General features: G+C 46.5%; 18 protein-coding genes. 15 read left to right on the top strand and 3 right to left on the bottom strand.

Annotation, left to right across the window (positions count from 1 at the left end; all coding sequences use genetic code 11):
- Window positions 1-18: 18 nt before the first annotated feature.
- The 3 genes from ACSFXJ_RS12950 (at window position 19) to ACSFXJ_RS12940 (ending at window position 8,763) form a co-directional block, all read left to right on the top strand.
- Entirely contained in the window at window positions 19-3,309 is a 3,291-nt protein-coding gene (locus tag ACSFXJ_RS12950; RefSeq protein WP_435920774.1) for a family 43 glycosylhydrolase, read from the top strand.
- Window positions 3,310-3,420: 111 nt separating this feature from the next.
- Window positions 3,421-7,896: a beta-L-arabinofuranosidase domain-containing protein gene (locus ACSFXJ_RS12945; RefSeq protein ID WP_435920773.1), complete on the top strand. Its 4,476-nt coding sequence runs from the start codon at window positions 3,421-3,423 to the stop codon at window positions 7,894-7,896.
- A gap of 237 nt (window positions 7,897-8,133) precedes the next feature.
- Window positions 8,134-8,763, top strand: a complete 630-nt coding sequence (locus ACSFXJ_RS12940) for a hypothetical protein (RefSeq protein ID WP_435920772.1) — start codon at window positions 8,134-8,136, stop codon at window positions 8,761-8,763.
- 700 nt (window positions 8,764-9,463) lie between these two features.
- Here the strand turns inward: ACSFXJ_RS12940 and ACSFXJ_RS12935 are convergent.
- Window positions 9,464-11,080: a GMC family oxidoreductase gene (locus ACSFXJ_RS12935; RefSeq protein WP_435920771.1), complete on the bottom strand. Its 1,617-nt coding sequence runs from the start codon at window positions 11,078-11,080 to the stop codon at window positions 9,464-9,466.
- Window positions 11,081-11,237: 157 nt separating this feature from the next.
- Here ACSFXJ_RS12935 and ACSFXJ_RS12930 point away from each other — a divergent pair, with 157 nt between their 5' ends.
- From ACSFXJ_RS12930 to ACSFXJ_RS12905, 6 genes are all read left to right on the top strand, one after another.
- Entirely contained in the window at window positions 11,238-11,657 is a 420-nt protein-coding gene (locus tag ACSFXJ_RS12930; protein WP_435920770.1) for a DUF1259 domain-containing protein, read from the top strand.
- Window positions 11,658-11,708: 51 nt separating this feature from the next.
- Window positions 11,709-12,134, top strand: coding sequence for a DUF1259 domain-containing protein (locus ACSFXJ_RS12925; RefSeq protein ID WP_435920769.1), 426 nt, complete (start codon window positions 11,709-11,711; stop codon window positions 12,132-12,134).
- A 178-nt stretch (window positions 12,135-12,312) separates the two neighbouring features.
- Window positions 12,313-12,705 carry a collagen-like protein gene (locus ACSFXJ_RS12920; RefSeq protein ID WP_435920768.1) on the top strand — a complete coding sequence of 131 codons (393 nt, stop codon included), beginning with the start codon at window positions 12,313-12,315 and terminating at the stop codon, window positions 12,703-12,705.
- A 247-nt stretch (window positions 12,706-12,952) separates the two neighbouring features.
- Complete coding sequence (locus ACSFXJ_RS12915) at window positions 12,953-13,345, top strand: MarR family winged helix-turn-helix transcriptional regulator (RefSeq protein WP_435925750.1); 393 nt, start codon at window positions 12,953-12,955, stop codon at window positions 13,343-13,345.
- 34 nt (window positions 13,346-13,379) lie between these two features.
- Window positions 13,380-14,018: a nitroreductase family protein gene (locus ACSFXJ_RS12910; protein WP_435920767.1), complete on the top strand. Its 639-nt coding sequence runs from the start codon at window positions 13,380-13,382 to the stop codon at window positions 14,016-14,018.
- Between the two features lie 10 nt (window positions 14,019-14,028).
- Window positions 14,029-14,325, top strand: coding sequence for a putative quinol monooxygenase (locus tag ACSFXJ_RS12905; RefSeq protein ID WP_435920766.1), 297 nt, complete (start codon window positions 14,029-14,031; stop codon window positions 14,323-14,325).
- A 127-nt stretch (window positions 14,326-14,452) separates the two neighbouring features.
- Here ACSFXJ_RS12905 and ACSFXJ_RS12900 read toward each other — a convergent pair whose 3' ends face one another.
- Window positions 14,453-15,400: a helix-turn-helix transcriptional regulator gene (locus ACSFXJ_RS12900; RefSeq protein ID WP_435920765.1), complete on the bottom strand. Its 948-nt coding sequence runs from the start codon at window positions 15,398-15,400 to the stop codon at window positions 14,453-14,455.
- Window positions 15,401-15,514: 114 nt separating this feature from the next.
- On the opposite strand from ACSFXJ_RS12900, the gene ACSFXJ_RS12895 reads away from it, so the two are divergent.
- The gene (locus tag ACSFXJ_RS12895) at window positions 15,515-15,946 is read left to right on the top strand and encodes a VOC family protein (RefSeq protein WP_435920764.1); all 432 of its coding nucleotides are present in this window, start codon (window positions 15,515-15,517) and stop codon (window positions 15,944-15,946) included.
- 42 nt (window positions 15,947-15,988) lie between these two features.
- On the opposite strand, the gene ACSFXJ_RS12890 is transcribed toward ACSFXJ_RS12895, so the two are convergent.
- On the bottom strand, window positions 15,989-16,876 hold the full coding sequence (locus ACSFXJ_RS12890; RefSeq protein WP_435920763.1) for an AraC family transcriptional regulator: 888 nt from the start codon (window positions 16,874-16,876) through the stop codon (window positions 15,989-15,991).
- 167 nt (window positions 16,877-17,043) lie between these two features.
- On the opposite strand from ACSFXJ_RS12890, the gene ACSFXJ_RS12885 reads away from it, so the two are divergent.
- The 5 genes from ACSFXJ_RS12885 to ACSFXJ_RS12865 all read left to right on the top strand — a co-directional run bounded on the left by ACSFXJ_RS12885 (window position 17,044) and on the right by ACSFXJ_RS12865 (window position 24,257).
- A complete protein-coding gene (locus tag ACSFXJ_RS12885) occupies window positions 17,044-20,394 on the top strand; it encodes a DUF5107 domain-containing protein (protein WP_435920762.1) in 3,351 nt (1,116 codons plus the stop codon).
- 13 nt (window positions 20,395-20,407) lie between these two features.
- Entirely contained in the window at window positions 20,408-21,127 is a 720-nt protein-coding gene (locus ACSFXJ_RS12880) for a sugar-binding domain-containing protein (protein WP_435920761.1), read from the top strand.
- A complete protein-coding gene (locus tag ACSFXJ_RS12875) occupies window positions 21,009-22,373 on the top strand; it encodes a glycoside hydrolase family 2 TIM barrel-domain containing protein (protein ID WP_435925749.1) in 1,365 nt (454 codons plus the stop codon). Before ACSFXJ_RS12880 ends, ACSFXJ_RS12875 begins: the two co-directional genes overlap by 119 nt.
- Before the next feature lie 199 nt (window positions 22,374-22,572).
- The gene (locus ACSFXJ_RS12870) at window positions 22,573-23,250 is read left to right on the top strand and encodes a response regulator transcription factor (protein WP_435920760.1); all 678 of its coding nucleotides are present in this window, start codon (window positions 22,573-22,575) and stop codon (window positions 23,248-23,250) included.
- The gene (locus ACSFXJ_RS12865; RefSeq protein ID WP_435920759.1) at window positions 23,247-24,257 is read left to right on the top strand and encodes a HAMP domain-containing sensor histidine kinase; all 1,011 of its coding nucleotides are present in this window, start codon (window positions 23,247-23,249) and stop codon (window positions 24,255-24,257) included. Before ACSFXJ_RS12870 ends, ACSFXJ_RS12865 begins: the two co-directional genes overlap by 4 nt.
- The last annotated feature ends 30 nt before the right edge of the window (window positions 24,258-24,287 follow it).

Here is a 24,287-nt window from a genome sequence, read left to right as displayed (position 1 = left end):
TGAGGAGGGGATTTGTCAATGAAAAAGGCTTTATGCCTCGTAATGGCATTCTTGATTAGCTTGATGGTTTTCACGACTACTTCTTTTGCAGACAATCCCGTCATCCAAACGATTTATACCGCTGATCCTGCTCCATTGGTGGTTGGCGATACAGTCTATCTATATACCGGACACGATGAAGATGGTTCAACCTATTTTACGATGAATGAATGGAGAGTCTATTCTTCAAAAGACATGGTCAACTGGACAGATCATGGATCGCCCTTGTCCTACAAAACGTTTAGTTGGGCAAAAGGCGACGCATGGGCGGGCCATGCTATTGAAAGAAACGGCAAATACTATTTTTACGCAACAGTTACCAGCAGTGCGCTTGGAAGACCGGTTATCGGAGTAGCTGTCTCTGACAGTCCTACAGGACCGTTTGTGGATGCTCTCGGCCATCCGTTAGTCGCCAGCGCTTGGGGCGATATTGATCCGGCTGCCTATATTGACGAGGACGGCCAGGCCTATCTTTATTGGGGAAACCCTGAATTAAAATATGTAAAATTAAATTCCGACATGATTTCCTATGACCAAAACGTTGGTATTGTAACGGTACCTTTGACCAAAGAAGGGTTTGGGGAACGTACAGGGAATGCCTCCAGGCCGACATTATACGAAGAGGGGCCGTGGCTCTATAAACGCGGAAATCTATATTACATGGTATATGCTGCCGGAGGCATACCTGAATATATTTCGTACTCTACCAGCAATAGCCCTACCGGGCCCTGGACCTATAGAGGCGTCATTATGTCCACGCAAGGCAAAAGCTTTACAAACCATCCGGGAGTCATAGATTTTAAAGGTCATTCTTACTTCTTTTATCATAATGGCGCGTTGCCGGGAGGAGGAGGCTTCACTCGTTCCGTAGCGGTTGAGGAATTTAAATATAATCCCGACGGCACATTCCCGGCGATTAATATGACTGCTCAGGGTCCGTCCGCGCTTATGAATGTAAATCCATATGTCAGAAATGAAGCGGAAACTGTGGCATGGGCATCGGGCATAAAAACGGAGCCATCCCATCAAGGTGGAATGAACGTTTACCATATTGATAACGGAGACTATATAAAGGTAAAAAATGTGGACTTTGGATCTAACGGTGCCGGTATATTTTCTGCTAATGTATCCAGCGCTTCTAACGGCGGCACCTTGGAACTTCATCTTGATAGTGCCGAAGGGACATTGATCGGAACGCTTCCTATTTCCAACACCGGCGGAGATCAGGTCTGGCAGACAAAAACAACAAGTATATCCGGCGCTTCCGGGGTCCATGACGTTTATTTAGTGTTCAAAGGTGCAGCGACAGGCCATCTCTTCAAGATAGACTATTGGCAGTTCGGGCAAAAGAGCGCTGCTCACGAACTCGCTGCGATCAACGCTTCCATCGATAAATATAAAATCGACACGGTGACAGGAGCCAACCAGGCAAGCATGAAAGTTACTGCAATATATACCGATGGTACAAGTGCCGACGTTACTGCTCAGGCTGTTGCAACGGCAGACCAAAGCGGCATCGTAAGTATCAATAAAGGAATTGTAACGGGAGTAGGCTATGGTTCAACCCGCATCAATGTAAGCTATGGCGGAAAGACAGATACCCTAAATATGCTGGTAAAAGACTTGAACAGCGAACTGACGGTGAAGAAGATTACCGTTGATAATCCTTCATTTGCTCTGGATTCCGGTCAAACCGCTACCTTTAAAATTACCGCTGAGTATCTTGACGGGCACAAGGAAGATGTAACCCAAAAAGCAACTTACAACAATCCAAGTCCGAATATCGCAGAGGTTTCGAACGGAAAAATCACCGCAAAAGCCAGCGGAACGACCCAAGTAGTCGTAAGTTATCGGGGAGAATTGGGCGAAGCTGCAAAAACCCAAATTAGCATAACTGTCGATACTCCCGCATTCGTAGCCATTGAGGCCGAAAAAGCAGCGGAAAACTCGAAGGAAGCCTACGTGCATGGCACCATCGACGGCCATACCTGGTCGCTGGTCGACGGACAGTCCACGAAAGCGATGTTCTTCGGGCCAGATACCGGCTTCAATATGTCCGGAACGGATGCGGCGACCCTCGCAACAGGTTCCAGGCTTGGATATAAGATCAATATCCCGCAAGCAGGCTCCTATAATTTATGGATCCTCGCCAAGAGCGTCGATTTCAATTCCGATTCCGTCCATGTCGGAGTGGACCAGCAGTATATATTCACTTCCAACGGGATTGAGGGAATCAGCGGCGGACAGTTCAAATGGGTGAATCTCAGCAACGGCGGCTCTGTCGTGCCTGGAGGAGCGCCATTGAATTTAACGGCCGGCGAGCATGAATTGAATTTCTGGGGCAGGGAAGACGGATTGACGATTGACCGGATTTATTTGACGACGAGCACCTCCACGGCGGATCCCGTCTGGCCGTCCACGGAAGAGCCGGAACCGGCGGAACCTGCAGTGGCCCTGTCGGCAACGGACAGCGTGAAGCCCGGAAGCAGCTTTACCGTCGGGGTGAACCTGAACAACCTGAAAGAAAGCATATATGCCCACGACATCACATTGAGTTATGATGCCGACGTTTTCGACTATATGAGCGCAACGTCCGCAACATATAACGTGGAGCTGATTACGGAGGACAAGGACACCTTGGGAGAAGTCAGATTGATCTCCGCCAATATCGGAGGCATTTCAGGAGCGAGCACGCCGGTTCTGGATCTAACCTTTAAGGTGAAATCCGGGGTTCAGAACACGAGCGGTGCGATTGCCGTGACCCGGGCGGAGCTCGGAACGTCGGAAGGTGCTGTGATCCAGGCGGCCACGGACCGGAAGGTCATTTCCGTAGGAAGCATCGATGTGGGCGTCGACAAGACGGCACTGAACGCTGCGATTACGAATGCACAGAACTTGTATGATGCAGCAGTCGTAGGTACCCTGCCTGGTCAATATCCGCAAGCGGCCAAGGATGCCTTCGGCATTGCGATTAACGCAGCCAAAGCGATTAAAGACAACCCGAGTGCGACCCAGTCTCAGGTTGACAACGCCGTCAGCGATCTGCTCCGTGCGATTGATACCTTCAAATCCGCAGTCATTAAGGAAGTATCCGCGGACCTGAACAAAGACGGAATCATCAATGTGGGCGACCTTGCGATCGTCGCTTACCATTATGGCAAGGACTCCACCAGCCCGGATTGGGCGAAAGCGAAGATCGCCGATCTGAACGGCGACCAGAAGATCGACATTACAGATTTGGCGTATGTTGCCACAAAAATAACCGACTAAGACTACCAAAAGTGAGAAGGGATGGGGTGTTTTGCATGCCATCCCTCGTTCTCACGCTAGCTTTGATTACGCTCAATTCCTCATATAAAACGCAAGGAGAGATGTATATCAATGAAACGGCTAAAAGGTAAAAAAGAGTCGCGGAAAAAAACGGTAATTCATATCGTATCGGTAACATTGGCGGCGAATCTGATGTCCGGTTTTTTAGGCTCCCCAATTCCGGCATATGCTGCAGGGTTGGATGATTCAAAACAGCTGGAATTAAAGTTTGAAAATAATATTGCAGATTCCTCCAGTAACAGAATTCAAGGAATATTGAATGGGACGGCAAATTATGTGGATGGCAAGGTCGGTAAGGCATTACAGCTAAACGGAACCAATAATTATATTGATTTAGGCACGTCGGCAGCCTTGCAACCACAGAATCTGACGGTTTCTTTTTGGGTGAAACCCGATTCTACATTAAAAGGCGAACACATGATTATGTGGAACAAGCCAAGCGGAAACTGGATGGGAGAGGGATGGTATCTGAGCATCTTGAGCGATACAGTTCCGTTAAAGCTTTCAACGGGAACAAGCGTACAGGAATCGTATGTGACTGGGGATCGCAGCACCTTCTTTCCCGTTGGAGAGTGGACGCATATTGCGGTCACCTATGACAATGCAACAAAAAATGTAGGGATTTATCGTAACGGTCTAGCTCAAAAGGTTTTATACAATAAACAGGGCGGCAGCATTGCAGCAAATAATACGGATCACAAATATTTAGGATTCAACTCTCCGCTATATGGCGGAGGCTACTCCAAACTGAACGTGGACGAATTCAAAATTTATAGTGTGGCAGCGACAGATGAAGCGATCCGGGGCGTTTATAAAGCGGAAGGCGGCGTCATAGACGAAAAGAGGATTGCACAACAAGATCTGGATGCGATTGTTCTGCCGGAGACCACAAGGGGCAATCTTACTTTTCCCACTAAAGGCATAAACGGAAGTACCATCTCGTGGAGTTCTTCGAATACGGATGTTATATCAAACACAGGAGAGCTTACAGATCCTGGAGTAGATACTGCGGTTACTATACAAGCGACTGTAACGTTTGGTTCAGTCACCTTAACTAAGACGTTTTCTGTTGTCGTGAAAACAAGTATCTATTTAGGGGATTCGGCAAAAATCAAAAATTTCGATATGGAGCAGGTAGAAGTTACCGACCCTTATTATGTGAATGCGTTTAATAAAGATGTTGAATATTTATTAAAGCTTGACCCGGACCGTCTTTTGTCGGGATTCAGAACAGTAGCGGGTTTACCTAAGAAAGCGGAGCTGTACAACGGTTGGGAAGGCAACTGGAGCTATCTTAGAGGGCATACCTTGGGACATTATTTGACAGCGTTATCGCAGGCATATAAACAAACGAAAGAGAACCCGGCACAGCATGCACAAATCAAGAGCAGAATTGATTACGTGATCAGTGAGCTGAAAGCATGTCAAAATGCAAGCAGTAACGGGTATGTTTTTGCCACACCGGAAACCCACTTTGATGTGATTGAAGGAAAGATCGAGGGACAAAGCTGGGTGCCATGGTACACCATGCATAAAATAATAATGGGGCTAGTGGATGTTTATAAATACGAAGGAAATGGAGACGCCTTGGAGATTGCGAGTAAATTGGGAGATTGGTCGTACAACAGAACTCAAACATGGAACGATGCAACACATACAAGAGTTTTGAATATTGAATATGGCGGTATCAACGACGCATTGTATGAATTATATAAATACTCCAATAATCAGAATCATTTAACGGCAGCCCATATGTTTGACGAAGACTCTCTGTTTAAGTCCATTGTCAATGGGCAAGACGTATTGGCGAATAAGCACGCGAACACACAAATCCCTAAGTTTATTGGCGCACTGAACCGCTATCGCACATTAGGCGAGGCAGAGTCGTTCTACCTGGAAGCAGCGGAGAATTTCTGGGATATGGTGGTCAACGACCATACCTATGTCACCGGCGGAAATAGCGAAAATGAGCATTTTAGGGAACCCGGGCAGTTGGATAATTACAGGAATAACATTAACGATGAAACTTGTAACGCATACAACATGTTAAAGCTGACTAGAGAGTTGTTCAGGCTTACCGGAGATATTAAATATGCTAATTATTATGAGAAAACATTGCAAAATGAGATTATGTCCTCCATTAATCCGGAAACCGGCATGAGTACGTACTTTAAACCGATGGGTACCGGTTATTTCAAAGTATTTTCTACCGAGTTCGATAGTTTCTGGTGCGATACGGGAAGCGGGATGGAGAATTTTACGAAACTGGATGACAGTATCTATTTTCACACCGAACAAGAACTTTATGTCAACATGTACTTGAGTTCAAAATTGAACTGGACCGAAAAGGGCCTTCAATTGACTCAGGCAACGGATATTCCCCAAAGCGACAAAGCCACGTTTACCATTAATTCGGCACCTTCCGAGGCTGTTACGATAAAATTCAGATCCCCGGAGTGGGTTGCAAAAGGGCAAAAAGCAGCTGTTATGATTAACGGAGAAACTTTCCACGGGGAAGCAACCGAAGGATATATTGATATCCAGCGCGTATGGAAAACAGGGGATAAGATTGAACTCAGGTTTCCTTTAGAAGTCCAGGTATCCACACTTAATGATAACCCTGAAGCGGCCGCATTTACTTATGGTCCTCTTGTTTTAAGTGCAGGCCTTGGTACAGAGCAAATGGTCGCCATTCCGCATCTTGCTTCACAGAAAGCAAATCTGCCTTCGGGCGTGACCTTCAAGGATTACATCCTTATCAAGGATGACAATGTTAATGACTGGGTCCGTGATATTAAGAACAATTTGGTCAAGACGGAAGGAAAGCTGGAATTCACCTTGCGAAATACAGATGAAGATAGCCATTTGAAATTTACGCCCTATTATACTTTGTACAAGGAAAGATACGGGATTTACTTCTATTTATCCGCATTGGATTCACCGACTTTCCAAAAAAACATTTTGACTAAAAAGACGGCTGCCAAAAAGGCGATCGCCAAGATCGATGAAGTACAAATCACGAATGATCAGCACGAATTGGCGCATAATCTGCAGGGGAATACAGGGGGTGGTTCCTTTGGAGGGGAACAGTACCGGCAAGCTTGGAGCGGGACATCCGGAGCCGCCTGGCTTAGTTATGATATGGCCGTGGATCCTTCTGTAACGAATTATATAGCTACCAGATACTATAGCGGTGATAAAGGAAGAACCTTTAACGTTTATGTGGACGGTAGTCTTATTAAGGAAGAAACCATAGAAGCTAAAACCCCCGATCAATTTTATGATGTTAGGTATCAAATCCCGGCAAATTTGTTGGCGGGAAAATCTAAAGTAACCGTAAAGTTTGCTAACAGGGGGTCGAGCTACGTCGGCAGATTATTCGGCACGGTTTCCATTTTGAAGGATTATAACAATAGCACGAACCTTCAAAGTGTCACAGCCGATGGAACACCGGCGACATTAAAGGATAACCATTATTCCGTTTCTGTTCCCAAAAATGCTGCCGAGTCATTCGTCAAATTCACTCCTGAGAACGCGAATGCTTTGGTATATGTTAATGATGTATTAATTGACGATACCGCGGAGAGAAAAGTATCTTTACCCACCGATAGGACTACTTTGAGCGTTAGAGTGGTAGCTGAAGATGGAGTCACAGAAAAAGCTTATACCGTTAGCATCAATAAGGAAGCACAAAAAGGAGTGGCGGCTGCACTTTCGGCAGACAGCAGTGTGAAGGCCGGAAGCAGCTTTAAAGTGGCGGTTCATCTGAACAGCGTTACCCAAAGTGTTTATGCCCAGGACTTCACTCTGACCTATGACGCCAAAGTTTTTGACTATGTAATTGCGGCAGGTGCGAACAACAACATCCAAGTTGTAAAAGAGGATAAAGCGAATTCCGGGGAGCTTCGGCTGATTTCCGCCAATATCGGAGGCGTCACGGGAGCGAGCACGCCGGTTCTGGATCTAACCTTCAAGGTGAAATCCGGGGTGCAGAACACGAGCGGTGCGATTGCCGTGACCCGGGCGGAGCTGGGAACGTCGGAAGGTGCTGTGATCCAGGCGGCCACGGACCGGAAGGTCATTTCTGTAGGAAGCACCGATGTGGGCGTCGACAAGACGGCACTGAACACTGCGATTACAAATGCACAGAATTTGTATAACGCCGCAGTCGTAGGCACGCTGCCAGGTCAATATCCGCAAGCGGCCAAAGATGCCTTCGGCATTGCGATTAATGCGGCCAAAGCGGTTAAAGACAACTCGGGCGCGACGCAGTCTCAGGTTGACGGCGCCGTCACCGATCTGCTCCGTGCAATTGACATCTTCAAGGCCGCAGTCATTAAGGATGTATCCGCGGATCTGAACAAAGACGGAGTCATTAATGTGGGTGACCTTGCGATCGTTGCTTACCATTACGGCAAGGACTCTACCAGCCCTGATTGGGCGAAAGCGAAGATCGCCGATCTGAACGGCGACCAGAAGATCGACATTACGGATCTTGCGTTCGTGGCTACCAAAATATTAGAGTGAAATTGTAAAACAGGAGCAGATGGCCTTAAGTGCATCTGCTCCTGTTTACTGTATTCAGTCCTATTCAGTTGTTCACTTCCAAAAATTCGAGATCCAACTTCATTCGATGAATTCGTCCTTTTTCCCTTTTGGGGGTAATAACACATAAGGAATCATATTAATATAGCGGAACACCCATTGTTATTAACTGTTTTTAAATTGTGGGCATGGACTCACGAATGAAAGGCGTGATCAAACGTGCATCAAAAGTATTCCGTTTTCTTGAAAATCACATTTTTCGTCATGATTATATTGCTTACAGCATGCTCTAGAACACCTGAACCTTCCGGCAAACCGGAAGCTTCAAACCCGGTTAATGAAGGGATCACGGCTCCTGAAGCCGGGGAATCCCCCGAAGCGTCGCGTCCAGAGACCGAAAATTTTGAATTGATGACCGCCGATGGTAATCAATCTTACAAGGCCGCCTTGCACCAAGGTGAAGGCTTTTCCTTGTATGTATTCGAAAAGTTTACTTTCGACGCTGCCGAAGGATGCCTGTTTCTAACAAGTCATCCGGAGTACGATGTCAAAATCGAACCATTGCCTGAAAATTATGATCCAACGCAGCTTGAAGCTACAGGAAGAGAGGAATTGGAAACGTTCGGCGAAGTATTCGATTATAGCGGAGAGCTTGTCGAGCATCCCTTGGGTTTCGCCGAGGTCTATCTTCAAGCTTCAAGTGCTGAAGGAATAAAGGACTATATCGTGTGGCAATCCGAAGCAGGCGATGCTTTTCTGTTCCGTCTTCACAATCCAAAAGGGGAGGAAGCTACTGACTTTGCCGGTCCGGTTTTCGTTTCGTTATCGACGGTTCAAAGTGATAACTGATTTATTATGAAGAGAAACATACCGGCAAGTACTAAATCCCTCACGGATATCTCGTCGTTACTCCTGAATATCGCAATCATGGGGCCTCACAGAGCAACCAAGACAATGAACCATTAGATCTTGATGCAGATGCAGCCTTAAGCGAGCTCAAACGTTGGGGTGCGGAAAAAGTATTTTTGGCAGGGGCATCATGTGGCGGTACAACAGCAATCATTGGAGGCGTTCGCCAAGAGCTGCCTATTGAGGGGCTAATCATTCTTTCTTCCCCTGCACAATGCGGTCCTCTTGATGCGATTCCAGGTGTCAAAAAGATTACGGCGCCATCCCTGTTTGTTTTTTCACCTGGCGATTAAGGAGGCTCGATTGAAAAACAGGTGCGTAAATTATATCAAGCTTCCGGAGCAGCTGAAAAGGAGCTAGTTGTGGATGAGAGCGGTTATCACGGAACAGATATGTACCATAAGGGGGAGCAGGGGGACGAATTAAAGTCCCGGCTCATTGACTTTATAAAAAAGAAATTAAAATAAAACCGGCCCTGCCGCTAGGCAAGCATTTTCAGTAAAGTTGCATGCAAGTGCAAGGCAGGTCGTTCAAGGTTATTTCGTTCATTCCAGGCTTGTTTACACTGGTTCACGAGTTGCAGCCATTCGGGGGAGGGAACTGCATTTTTATGATCGGCTGGGCAGCCCCTAACGGGAATTCACTCTTCCGCCCATTCTTTTCTTGTTCGCCGCTTTTTGTTGCGGATTGTTTTTTTACATAATTGCCTCGATATAGTATAGCCGATAAGATATGCGACAGAAGAAGTGTTGCCATCCACGGTGTACGGGACAATGGATGCATCTGCGACGATCAAATCCCTGACTCCATGTACATTTCCTCTACGATCCACAACTCCACCTTTTGATAGAGGCGCCATCCTCAGAAAACCTTGCTGATGATGATTATGGTCGAAATTTTCTTTAATAAACGCTTCGAGCTTTTCATCATCATCAATGATGTCAAATGAAGGTGATAGAAGCTGATAAGCAGGATCAATTCGGGAAAGCTCGAGAGCAATATTCTTGATATAAGTTCGGTAAATCCTTTTTACGGCCTCCATATCATCCGGATCAGAAAGAAACCCTTCATCCGCTAATACGATGTTTAACGGATCTTTGCTTTGGATGCGGATATTCCCTTTACTCTTAGGTTGCAAGTACAAAATTCCTATCGTCAATCGTCCATCGGCTCCGATTCCAAGAAGTTGAACGGCCCGCTCTTCAGGACGATTACCGGACGGATCCGGCAAAAAAGCACCTCCTGTATAAAGTGCATTTGGATCTTGGGAAGGGAGGGGGTTATCGTTGGAATTTGTTGAAAATACAGCGAAGTTTAACGTGTGGTTTTTTAGCCGCTGCCCTACATTCGGATTATGAAAGATAACCGGGATGCCTGCCTTTTTTAACATGCTAGCGGATCCGATCCCCGACAGCATCAGTATCTGAGGACTATTGATGCCTGCCGATATAATGATCTTTTTGCGAGAGTAAGCACGGACGGATTTACCATCCTTCAAAAATTCAATTCCAGCCGCACGTTTGCCGGAAAAGAGAATACGAAGAGCTGTTGTTCTGAACAGGACGGTTAATTTACGGCTGTTTACTCCCCGGCCTGAAGGCGTCACAATATCCGGAGACAAAAAAGCGGTGGACGAGCTTTCTCTCCGGCCGTCAGGTTGTTGGTACAACTGCCATTGTGTAAACGGTCCCATGGGAGTATCAGGATCATTATAGTCAAGAATAATCGGAAAATCCGAAGCACGTTCGATGGCAGTCGCCAATTTTTGTGCCATTGATGTCGGATTCTCAGGCGCTTGCCTGATATTAATCCTTCCTTTATAACCGTGTGCAGCTACATTTGTAGTTAACCCGCTATATTTCTCCAACCGTTTGAAACGCTGTATGGCTCTTTCAGGTGACCAGAGAGGCCCTAGCAGTCGTTCCCATTTTTTGAGTACGGCTGCCGTAGGGCGTACATATTGTTCTCCATTTATGGATGAACCTCCCCCTGAGAGACGTCCCGTTGTCCACTCGAATGAGCGATCGTCAAGTCCTTCTTGAGGAACTCCTTCTCCTTGCCAAAAGTAATTTGGGGAGTAGCTTTCTTCTAGCTCCGGTGCAAAGGTGGAATCCTTGATCGGTATATCTTGATCATGGTTTCCTCCCGATTCAAGGACAAGTACTGAAGTTCGTTTGTCATCCGTAAGCGTCTTAGCAATAACGGATCCTGCCGGACCTGTGCCCACAACAATATAGTCATAAGTCAAATTTTTCATGAAGATCTCCCTTTTGTAAACTAATTCAGATTATTAAGTTGTTCCGGGAAAGGTGCCTATTAACTAACAAATAAGTTTATTAATAAGAACAATCATCCAAGTTCATTATTCGCTTTCGTCATAGGATAGACAGAACATGATGAAAGGGAGGATTTAAATGGCACAACAGATGAAAGTAAGTCCACAATTCAAAAGATTGTGTACTCAATTTGCGAAAATACTCGGGGGCGAATCGGAAGTGGAAGAAGGTCCGGTTTGTTTTGTCACGCGAATGACGAATTTGAGGGAAAAAATCCTGGGAAGAAGAACGAGATCCCCATTAGTTCAAATGCAAATGTTCTCGTTCGAATCGCTTGATAAATCAGGACGCGCGCTTTGTTTAGGCGAGACGGCCGTACATCAAAATCAGGTTAATCGGCTGATGTCAAATCTTCGGAAACGCGGGATAAAAGTGACTGCGGTTCATAATCACTGGCTTAATGAAAGTCCGCGGTTAATGTACATGCATTGGGAAGCCACCATGAATCCTATTGTGTTTGCCAAAAAAACGAAAGCATCCATAAAATTCTTGGGTTGATGCGGTCGGCTTGTGGGTGCATTGATTATTTAACGAAAGGGATGATCCTGAATGTCTGAACAACAAGCTAAAGCAAGTCCCCGTTTTATAAGACTATGTAATCAATTTTCAAGCATTTTAGGTGGAACGGAGCATTCAATTACAAAAGGTCCGGTTTGCTTTGTCTCCAGAAATAGAAGGTTTAAAGCATCCGTTTTAGGAAGACGTACGACGTCACCATTAATCCGATACCAACTTTTCTCGTTTGAATCTTTAGATAGTTCGGGGCGCGCCCTCTGTTTAGGAGAAACGGCACTCTTCCAAAATCAAGTCAACCGATTACTGACCAATCTCAGGAAAAACGGAATTAAGGTTACGGCAGTTCATAATCACTGGCTGTTTGAGGAACCGCGTCTAATGTATATTCACTGGGAATCGATCGATAATCCGATTGCATTTGCAAAGAAAGTAAAACGTTCTATTGCTTTCTTGGGTTAGAGCCGGCTTTGACCAATATGTTCCGACAAAAATCCTCTTTTGGAGAGGATTTTTGTGTTTTTTAGATCTGACCGTTCAGCTTCGGTTTAACGGGATAATTCATAGGCATTCGCCCAAACGCCTTCTCCGCGAATGCATATGATGATTATGCCTAGTCAACTGAAAGGAGCGATCACATTTGGGATTTTTTCCAGCACCGGGAACCAGCGGAGGATTTCCGGGTTTCCCAGGCGGCCCTGGCGGGCCGGGAGGACCGGGATTTCCGGGTGGATCCCCCGGAGGATTTCCGGGGGGCACACCGGGAGGTGCGCCGGGAGGCGTTCAAGCGCCGACAGCTCCTCCACCGCAATTCATACCGCAAATGTCGGCCACCACATTTGCCATCGATCCCGGCGCGATCAGGGGCTGCCTGTTCCGCAACACGTACATTTGGTTGAACAACGGAGAGCAATTCTGGTTCTTCCCGGTATTTCTCGGACGTACTTCTGTCGCAGGGTTCAGATGGTTCGGATTATTCTGGGGGTACTTTGGCATCGATTTGAACCGGATTCGCTCATTCACGTGCTTCTAAGCAAGAGAACAGCCCTCGGGCTGTTCTCTTTGTTGTGCGATTTTATAAAAAACCGATGGGATGTATCTAAAACGATCTATCCGTGTATACTATAAGCCGCAAATGTTGCGGTTTTTTTTCTGCCTATGGACTTGATTTTCTGTAAATAATGATTTATCATTGACCCATCAACCATTGACGGGTCAATGGAATAGAGGAGGACCTTATCATCTCTACATGTCATACGGATGACCTGCTGTACTTGTTAATGCATTTAAACAAGCATATTGCGACCCGGTTTGAACGATGTGCCGGAGTTAGTCCCAATCGGCTCGAACTCCTTTGCAAACTGACGGGTGGCCAAATTAGCCAGTCGGATCTGCAGAAAGCCGTGTCTATTGATCCAGCTGCTGTGACCCGTCATGTTCAGCAATTGGAAGCGGAAGGAATTCTTCTGCGGACGAGGTCCGAGAGCGACAACCGGATTACGTTAGTTCAGCTAACCGAGGAAGGCAAAAGAAAAGTAGCGATGTTTAACGCGGAGAAAGATCAATTTCTGGAGGAACTGCAGGCAGACCTCACGGAATCAGAACGACTTGGATTTATTCAAGCTCTGCAGAAACTGAACAGCCGGATTCAACACATGAAAGAAACCAGGTAAGACGAATTCACTATAGAGATTAGGAGAGAATAACATGACTGCAACTACCCTAAGCAATGATTTTAAAGAAATTATTACTTCCCGGCACTCTGTGCGGCTGTACGACCCGACGGTCAAAATCAGCCGTGAGGAAATGACCGAAATGTTGGAAGAAGCGACTTTGGCTCCTTCATCCGTTAATCTTCAACCTTGGAGATTCCTTGTCATTGATAGCCCTGAAGGTAAAGCGACGCTTGAACAGCTTGCACCAGGCAACAAAAACCAAGTGACGACTTCGTCCGCAGTGATTGCCGTTTTCGGGGATATGAAAGCTTTTGACTTTGCCGACGATATTATGAGCACGGATGTGGAAAAAGGGTTCATGCCACAAGAGATTAAAGAACAAATCATGGCTAACTATACTGATCTTTTTAGCCGAATCCCGGCCCAAGCTTTTCGCGAAATGATACTTATTGACGGCGGCCTGGTATCCATGCAGCTTATGCTTTCTGCTCGTGCCCATGGATATGATACAAATCCGATTGGCGGATATGACAAATCCCGCATCGCGGAAGCATTTGGCATGGATAAGGAACGCTATGTACCGGTAATGCTTATTTCTGTTGGTAAAGCTGCCAAAGAGCCACGCAGAACAAGTCGTCTTCCTATTGACCGAATTGCAGAGTGGAAGTGAGGATAAAACCATGATTATTGTTCATGCAGAAATGAAAGTGAACCGCGAAGTAGAAGCCGAATTCCTGAAGTCTGTACAAGAACTTATTGAATCATCCCGTGCGGAAGCAGGGAATGTGTCGTATAAGCTCCTGAAGGAGACGGATCAGGATGACACTTATCTCATGGTCGAACAGTGGGAAGACCAACAAGCAGTAGAGGCGCACAATGCAAGCAGCCATTTCCAGGCGTTCGTAGCAAAAGCCCCAACATACTTGACGGCTCCGTTACAAGTTCAAGCTTTTTTAGGTCAGCCCATCAGCAAATAATCAAAGACCTATAGCCTGTTATTAGAGTAAGTAATGCGGTTAAAAAAAGAAGCCTTAAAAGAGAATTATCCTCTTTTAAGGCTTTTTAATACCCGATCCGGAAATTAAAGATTGTGCCGGATTATCTTTACCGATATTGCTCCATGATTTTGTCCAACATTTCTCTCATCACTTGGATCAACTTTTCCGGAGCTTTTACCTTTACGTCCGTACCCATACCAATAAATAATTGGCCGAAAAAGGGAAGGCTGCTCTCGGGGATATCATTCTTCAGCCATCCTGTGCCGTCTTCCCGAACATGAATTTGCATGTTGTGCGCCGGCCACAGTTCGGACTGGCATCTCTGCACCCCTGCTGCAGTAAGCTCAACATAAAGTTCGATTGCCGGACTTTCCTCATCAAGGTAAGTCTCCCAGTTCCCTATATGTACTTGCGTCAAATCGGCGGCTTGCAGTTCGGGCAGTTCGACAGATCTAACCCGGTCACAGCGAAACAAGCGAAAATTGCGGCGGTGAAAGCAATAGGCCGGACAATACCACAATCCGTTGCTGGCATATATTCCGATCGGCTGAACATCTCTTATTTGCTTATGCTGTTTCGATTCATACTCGATGCGCACCACTTTTTGATCGATCGCAGCATCCAGCAAGAAGCTCAAATACGGTGTGCTTGCAGGTCTCATCGGCGTAGCCAGATCAAAACGTTTCCGCATCCGGTCGATACGGTCCCGAATATCTTCCGTCATGTAAGAGTAAAGTTTCCGCAACACTGAATCTGTCTCCGCCTCGAACGGAAGATCCGTATAGTGCCTCAATGCATGGCTGGCAAAAAATACAGCAAGCGCTTCGCCTTCCGTAAAAGCAACAGGGGGGAGCATTCTCTCGTTAAGCATCTTATATCCCCCATGCTGACCCACCTCCGAATAAAAAGGAACCCCCAGTGCGCTCAATTCCTGCATATCCCGCATAATCGTCCGCGTTGAAACTCCGAATTCATCGGCAAGCTCTTTAGCGTTGAAGGACTTCTTTTTGTTGATGGTCATCATAATCTCGATCAGTCTTTTGGATTTGGCCATGAATAAACTCCATTTCATGAATTAGGACAATTATTGTCACTATTGTACGATAAGATGCTAATGAAGTCCAAAACAAGAAAAATTGGACAATTAAATTTTTAAGGAGATGATCAAATGTCAATGCGCTCAACGTCGTTTATTTTGCTGGATGGAGATGCTGCGGAAGCGATTGAGTTTTACCGGGAAGCGTTGAACTCAAAGTTGCTGTTCAAAACGACGTACGGGAAAGGCAAGGATGCCGCGGGTTTGCCCGAAGAAGTGAAAGCACGCATTTCCCATGCCGTCTTGCAAACCGGTGAAAATGATTTGATGGTGGCGGATATCTTTCCGGGGCAACCATATGCAATCGGAAATCAAGTGAATATTTGCATTACGGCCACGCAACAAAGCGAGATTGAAGAAATGTATCTTAAATTTAGCGAAAAAGGGCAAGTGATGTTCCCGTTGCAAGAAACCGAATTCAGTCCCTGCTTCGGTATAGTGAAAGATCGTTTTAACATTACGTTTCAATTCTTCATGAATGATTCTACAAGCAGTTGGAGCTGAAAATAATAGGTTTTGACCGGGAAGGGGAGGGGATTTTTCCCCTTACCCTTTTGGCGTATTCCGGAATTGAGTAGGGGAACAGCCCATAAACTTTTTGAACAGCCTCGAGAAATAGTAGGGATCAGATATGCCATATTCATTGCATATCTCTTTGATGCTTAAATTGGTAAGTACGAGCATTTGACCCGCCCTTTGCATTTTCATGCGAAGAAAAAACTCGATCGGTGGACAACCTGTCTCCTTATTAAACAAATAGATCAGATGCTGCTTCGACAAGCCGGTATGATTAGCTAATTCAGGGAGGGTTATAGAGCCTGATAATCGATCGGTCATGTACCGAATCGCGTTCTCCATGTAGTCCTCTCTTTTTTTGTCATGAACCGAGCCGCCCATGCTTAAACCCACGCTGCTTAAAAGATGCCGAACCGTCTGTGATACATGGATCTGCGCCGGCATGGAATAGGGCTTATCCATAAGAAGCGAATAACAACGGTTAAAATCCTCGATCCATTTGGCATGCATGGCGACAGGCAGCAGCAAGCCGGAATCCAAACCGTAGGTTTCAAACAGGCGGAGCACATGCGTACCGCGCAAATGCATCCAATAGATTGTCCAAGGGTTATTCTCTGAAGCGCCGTAACGGTGCGGAGTTCCTGCGGGGATCACCACAAGCTCACGCGGTTCAACTTTTACCTTTTTATCGGCCCGAGTTTCAATCCATCCTTCGCCTTCCACGCAGTAAATCAGAATATGTGAATCACATCCTTCATTTCGTTCCCGATAATGAAAACGCGCGTTTGGAAAACAGCCGATATCGCTGACAAACAACGAACGGGTCAATTCGTTAGAAGCGAGTTCTTCTAACATATAATCCGGCTGTACAAACAGCTTTTCCGATTCGAAGCCATCTGTTTTACGGGTTTCCTCCATAAAGCGTTATACCTCCATCTATAAGATATGTTCCATTACGATGAGAACTTGAATCAGACGATTTTATTCTGAAATAAGAATATCATCCATCAAGAGCCGAGTTTCGTCAATTGGATTCGCAGCTTTTCAGGAGTAAATTGTCTGTAGGTTGCAAAGGAGGAGATACCGTGTACACAACGAAAGCCGCAACATCAGATCATGTATCCGTACGCGTGTGGGAGGAATTTGTCGAAATCCCGACCTACGGAACCGGAGAACCCGATAAAAATCCAATGTTCCTGGAAAAGCGAGTCTATCAAGGCAGCTCAGGGCGCGTCTATCCTTATCCGGTGATCGATAAAATTTTGGATGATAAAGAAACCAGGTCTTACCGGATCGTTATTCTGGAAAACGAGTATGTGAGGATCGAAATGATGCCTGAGATCGGCGGCCGTGTCTATCGGGCACTGGATAAAACGAACAATTATGATTTTGTTTACTATAACCGTGTCATTAAGCCGGCGCTGGTCGGACTGGCAGGTCCTTGGATTTCAGGGGGCATCGAGTTCAACTGGCCGCAGCATCATCGGCCGAACACCTTCGGTCCAGTAGAGCATTTATTCAAAAAGAATGAGGACGGCAGCGCAACGGTTTGGGTCAGCGAGATCGACCGGATGTACGGAACGAAAGTGACCACCGGCTTTACTCTGTATCCGGGCAAAGCCTGTTTGGAAATATCCGCCCAATTATACAACCGTACACCGGAGCCGCAAACCTTCCTTTGGTGGGCCAACCCGGCCGTTGCGGTGAATGAGCATACCCAATCGGTTTTCCCGCCGGACGTGACTGCGGTATTCGATCATGGGAAGCGCGATGTGTCCCGGTTTCCGGTGGCAACAGGCACTTACTACAAAATGGACTATTCCGAGGGCGTCGATATTTCCCGCTATAAAAATATCCCGGTACCGACCTCCTATATGGCTTATAAGTCGGACTATAACTTCGTGGGAGGATACGACCATGATAAACAGGCTGGATTGCTGCATGTAGCGAACCATCATATTTCTCCGGGAAAAAAACAGTGGACATGGGGCAACGGAGATTTCGGGCAAGCCTGGGACCGCAACTTGACCGATGAAGATGGACCTTATATCGAGTTAATGACAGGCGTTTTCACCGATAACCAACCGGACTTTACATGGTTGCAGCCTTTTGAAGAAAAGTCGTTCAGGCAGTATTTTATGCCTTATAAAAATATTGGCATCGTGAAAAATGCTTCGATCGATGCTGCCGTTAATCTTGAGGTAAACGAAACTGCCGGAACGGCGGTCGTATCCGCCTATGCAACCTCTATCTTTAAAGAGGCCATTATAGAGTTGAAGGGCACGAAACGCACTTACATCCGGGAAAAATACACACTCTCGCCGGACTCGACCTACGAATCGGTAATCCGTCTGGACGAGGCGGATCAGGCGCATGATCTGCAGCTTTCGGTATTTGATGGGGAAGGACGTCTCCTCATTACGTACCGCCCTGCGGAGCCGGCGATCGAACAGGTGCCGGATCCGGCGAAGCCGCTGCCTCTTCCGGAAGAACTGAAGACTACGGAGCAGTTATATTTAGCAGGACTGCATCTGGAGCAATACCGCCATGCCACCTTTGAGCCGGAGTCCTATTATTTGGAAGGATTGAGACGAGATCATACCGATATTCGGCTTAATGTCGCTTACGGCACACTTTTGCTGCGTAGAGGACTGTTTGCGGAAGCAGAAACGCATTTCCGTACGGCCATTAACTCCCTGTCCTGGCGAAACCCGAATCCGTACGACAGCGAAGCCTATTACCAGCTTGGCCTCGCGTTGAAATTTCAAAATAAGCCGGAAGAGGCATTCGCTGCTTTCTATAAGGCAGTGTGGTCCGCAGCCTGGCAGGACAGCGGATATTTCTCGCTCGCGCAATTCGCGACGAGCCAGCATTCATATGCCGAAGCGTTAGAGTTAGTAGAAAAGTCGCTCATTCGGAATAGCCGAAACTATAAAGCCAGACATTTGAAGTCAGCGTTGCTGCGGAAACTGGGACGCCTTACAGAAGCGCTATCTTTTTCGGATGAAACCTTGAAATTGGACGTTGCGGATTTTGGGGCTTTCTATGAGCGCGGGCTCATCCTGCTGGATCTCGGCAGAGAAGAGGAGGCCAACAAAGCGGTAGAGGATTTGATGCGATTCATGCGCGGCGATGTTCATAATTGCATGAATCTGGCCTCTGATTATACGGAATGCGGTTTATATGCCGAAGCGGGCGAGGTGCTTGAACAGGGGATTATGAGTAAAGGCAATTCCGTATATCCGATGCTTCATTATGCACTTGCGTACGTCTACCAGCAGGAAGGCAGAATTGAAGAAGCCGCCGCCCAGCGTCAAGCGGGTCAAGCTGCACCTCCGGATTATTGCTTTCCGAACCGTTTATTCGAGCTGCAGATCCTGACAAGCGCTCTGGAATTCCACCCATCCGATGATAAGGCGCATTATTACCTTGGTAATTTTCTCTACGACAAAAAACGTTCGGAGGAAGCGATCCTGCATTGGGAAAAATCAGCAAAGCTGCAGCAACAATTTCCAACCGTACATCGAAACCTGGCGCTGGCTTATTTCAACAAACGCAATGATTCCGAGGCTGCACGCTTGTCATTGGAGAAGGCATTCGAATGCAATCCGGCCGATGCAAGGGTTTTTTACGAGCTGGATCAGCTTTACAAAAAAATCGGCATGCCTGCAAAAGATCGATTTTCCCGCTTTAATCAACATTTGGAGCTTGTGGAGAAAAGGGACGACTTGGTTCTGGAGTATATCACGCTTTTAAATTTGCTAGGAAAGCATGAAGAAGCACTTGAGGCATTAATGTCCCGGAAATTCCATCCATGGGAAGGCGGAGAAGGCAAGGTGACCGGGCAATACGTGCTGACACTGGTCGAACTCGCCAAGCAGGCCTTGCATGAACAAAACGGTGCCTTGGCGATCGAACTGCTGGACCGCGCGCTGCACTATCCGGACAACTTGGGCGAAGGCAAGCTGGAGGGAGCGCAGGAGAACCATATCCACTATACGTTAGGCAATGCCTATAAACAGCTTGGAAATGAGGAAAAGGCAGCTTCCCACTGGGCACTTGCTTCACAAGGTTTGGATGAGCCCGCAAGTGCGATGTACTACAACGATCAGCCGCCGGAAATGATCTTCTATCAAGGCTTGGCCTGGCTGCAGCTCGGCAATTTAAAAGAAGCGAAGCGCAGGTTTAATAAGCTGATCGACTATGGTGAAAAGCATCTTTTCGATGACATCAAGATTGATTATTTTGCCGTGTCGCTGCCGGACTTTCTAGTTTTTGAAGATGATCTGAACAAGCGAAACCGAATCCATTGCTTATATATGATAGGACTAGGATTGCTGGGCTTGGGTCGAACCGCGGAGGCAAAGCAACGCTTGGGCGAGGTCCTGAACTTGGAACCGAATCATCAAGGTGCCCTCATTCACATTTCCTTATGAAGGAGAGATTATCATGTTACAACAGGGAATAAGCCGTATCCCCCTGGATCGGAAGTGGGGATTCGCTGCGGACCCCGAGCACCGGGGGCGGCAAGAAGGTTGGTGGTCTACCGGTCTTCCTGTCAAAAAGGAAGTGCTGGTACCGCATACGTGGAACGTTGATCCGGAAACGGAGGACTATCGCGGTCTGGGGTGGTATGAGTACCCGTTTGAAATCCGGGACATGGATTCCAGCAACCGAATCTGGTTTCATTTTGAAGCCGTGTACCGGGACGCAACCGTGTGGATCAATGGTCAAGAGGCTGGCAGCCATACGAATTCCGGATATACATCCTTCCGGATCGAAGCGACGCCATATCTGGTACAGGGTGGGAATCTGTTGATCGTTGCCGTCGATAATCGGTACAGCGACACGGCCCTTCCGAAAGTAAACAGTTTCGATTGGGCGGACGACGGAGGCATGATCCGAGAAGTTACGTTGATGGTTACCGGTGAAGCTGCCATCGAATTTGTTCAGATCGATGCGATTCCCGTGCTGCATGAGCAAAAACCAACGCAAATCAGAAGGAATCATCAAGGGGGCCGTTACGTTTCACGAAACTCCGAAGACCAACATCAATCAAGTCCAGCTTCAACTTTTGGTAGAACGGAACGGACAAACAATTTGGGAAGGTTCAAGGACCGCATCTTTTCCTTGTCGCACCATTCCATTATCCGATATTGCTCTGGCTGATGTTGAATTGTGGCATTTCGATCATCCCCATCTTTATGAATTGACAATCCGCGTAAAAGAGGGCGACCGAATACATGATGAAGTAAAGGTAAAGCTGGGGTTCCGAGAGTTTCGCGCCTCCGGTAACCGGCTTTTGTTAAATGGAGAGCCTGTCAGGCTTGTAGGTGTGGAATGGATGCCGGGCTCTCATCCGATGAAAGGGATGGCTGAGTCCGAAAAGGACCGTGAGCGAGTGCTCGAGCAGTTAAAGCATGCAAACTGTGTGCTGACCCGATTTCATTGGCAGCAGGATGACAAGCTGCTGGAATGGTGCGACCGGAACGGTATTTTGGTGCAGGAAGAACTTCCGCTGTGGCAGCAACCCTTTGAACCGGGCGAAGAGACGATGCCTGTTGCAAAACAACAGATTTTCGAAACCATTTCAAGACATCGCCACCATCCAAGTGTCATTGCTTGGGGTATGGGAAACGAGCTGGATGGTCAATCCGAACAGACGCAAAAATTCGTGCAACAACTGAAATCCTATACGCTGGAATTGGATCCAACGCGCATGGTCAATTATGTCAGCAATACCGTTCATCTGGAGCCTTCCAAGGACGCCACCGGAGCGGGGGACGTGATCATGTGGAATGACTATATCGGTACTTGGCATGGAGAACACAATATGGAGGAGGTGATCGAAAAGCTGGGAGCCGCATATCCTGACAAACCGATCGTTGTCGCCGAATTTGGACTTTGCGAACCGGCTTTTTCGGGAGGAGACCCGAAGCGCATAGAAATCCTGCTGGAGAAGACCGAGGTTTATCGCCGGCATCCAAACATCGCAGGTTTTATTTTCTTTAGCCTCAACGATTACCGCACTCAAATGGGAGAAGACGGTGTGGGCCGACTTCGCCAGCGTGTTCATGGAGTAACGGATCTATACGGAGTCGAGAAACCGTCTTACCAGTTATTGAGGCAGACCGCATCTCCATTAATCTTGGAGACTACTCATAATGAGGGGACGGGCGATCTCATCTGCAAGTTCATATGCAAAAAAGATCTTCCCAGTTATTCGGTGACGGGATATTCTCTTTCCGTCCTAGCGAATCCCGAAGATAGTGAAGCTCGTTACGATATTCCGCCTATGGAACCAGGCAGCTCCTGCGAGATGATTATTCCAACAAAAGGTTTATCGGGTCAGGTAAGATTGGCGATACATCGACCAACGGGGTTTAGCGTTCTTGAAAGAATAGTAGATCTATAGGAACTTTGCACACAGAAAAACGTTGGAAGAACATGGCAGGAAAACTATTTAAAAGTCGCGTAACCGCGGCTTTTTTGTTTTGAGGATATACGTAATGAAACTCTTTTTTCGACCGATAAATTCCCTTAACTGGAAACTATTTTTATAGATTATGTTAATCTGTATAATAGTGAACTCTAATCAGAGAGAGGGATATTCCTTGAAAAGAAGCGTGTTATATATTGAAGATAACGAGAAGATAGGCAGCCTGCTAAAAGAAGAATTGGAACAGCGAGGATTCTCGGTTCAATGGCTGCTATCTGGCGAAGGCGCGGAAAAAGAAGTCAATCAGCATGCAGTCGTTATTTTGGATATCATGTTACCCGGCTTGGACGGATTTACGGTGGGAAGACGTTTAAAGAAAGCGGCTCCCGCTGTTCCTATTTTGCTGTTAACCGCTCGAACATCGATCGATGACAAGGTAGACGGTTTACAATTTGCCGATGACTATGTAACGAAACCCTTCCATACGGAGGAATTGGTTGCAAGATTGGAGGTATTAATCCGTCGAAAAAGCGGAACCCCTTCCGAACGTATTTCATTAGGAAATCAGATTGAAGTAGATCCGGAAGGCCAAATGATATTTGACAAACGGACAGGTGAAGAAATTATATTGACAGGGAAACAGCATCAAATATTAATGTATTTTCTGCGCCACCCTAATCAGGTTCTAACAAAAGAACAAATCTATGAAGCCGTTTGGGAAGAAGCTTACATAACGGGAGATAAAACATTAATGGTGCACATCCATCGGCTGCGTCAAAAACTGGAACGTCATCCCGATTCCCCGGAGATTATTGAAACGTTGAAGGGAATAGGCTACCGGGTGAAATTATGAAGCAAAACAGATCCTTATTCCGTCGGTTTCTAAAGGTGCATTTTCTGTTTATCTTTCTTCCTCCGATGGTTCTTATTTTCATCAGTGCGTTTTTTGGGGTTTCGGATATCCATGGAAAAAGCGTAAATACGTTAAATCTGTTCTATGTTACCGTGTTATTATTCGGTTTTATTATTGTCGCTTTTGTAATCTTATCTTGGCGGTTCTTCTTGAATCTCCAAAAACGTCTCGCCAGTTTACAGGAAGTCATGTCATCTTCAGCTATAACTAACTCCTTTCCTAAACCTATATCCGTTCAAGCGGATCGTATGGATGAGATAGACCAGTTAGGAAGCTCTTTTAATTGGATGATTCAGCAGCTGGAAGACAGCCGGAAGCGGGAGTATGAAGAAGAGTCATTACGGCATCGGCTTATTGCCAACTTATCTCACGACTTACGAACCCCGCTTACCATTTTGAGAGGGCATGTTAACAGATTAAACAAAGAACCCATGAGTTCAGAAGGACAAAACTCGTTATCAGAGATCAACCATACGATTACGAGAGTCGGGGATCTCATGGATGATTTGCTCACCTATACATTGCTTACCTCGGGGAAACATCCCTATGTGCCTGTTTCAACAGATATCGGGCGTTTAGTAAGGGCATCTGTTGCTGCCTGGTATCCCGTATTTGAAGAACAAGGCATTCAGCTCGATGCGGATTTACCGGCAGACGAAACTTTTTATTGGGAAGCCGATCCGAAATGGATGACACGGGTTCTGGATAATTTATTTCAGAATATTATTCGCCATGCAGCAGCGGGGAAATACGCAAACATTGTGGTGGATGTAGAACAAGAACGGATCATTGTCGCGGACAAAGGTCCTGGTCTAAATAACTCTTCATATGAACACGGGGCGGGGATTGGACTATCGACTTGTCATTATATGTTGAAAAAAATGAAGTTGAAGGCTGAATTTACATCAAATGAAGATGGCACAAGCATAGCTATCGGCAGAGCTTAACCTAAAGGTAAACCAGAAGTAAACCACATG

Source organism: Paenibacillus salivarius (assembly GCF_051307165.1).
Lineage (GTDB): Bacteria > Bacillota > Bacilli > Paenibacillales > Paenibacillaceae > Fontibacillus.
This window is presented reverse-complemented; position numbering and strand designations above follow the sequence as displayed.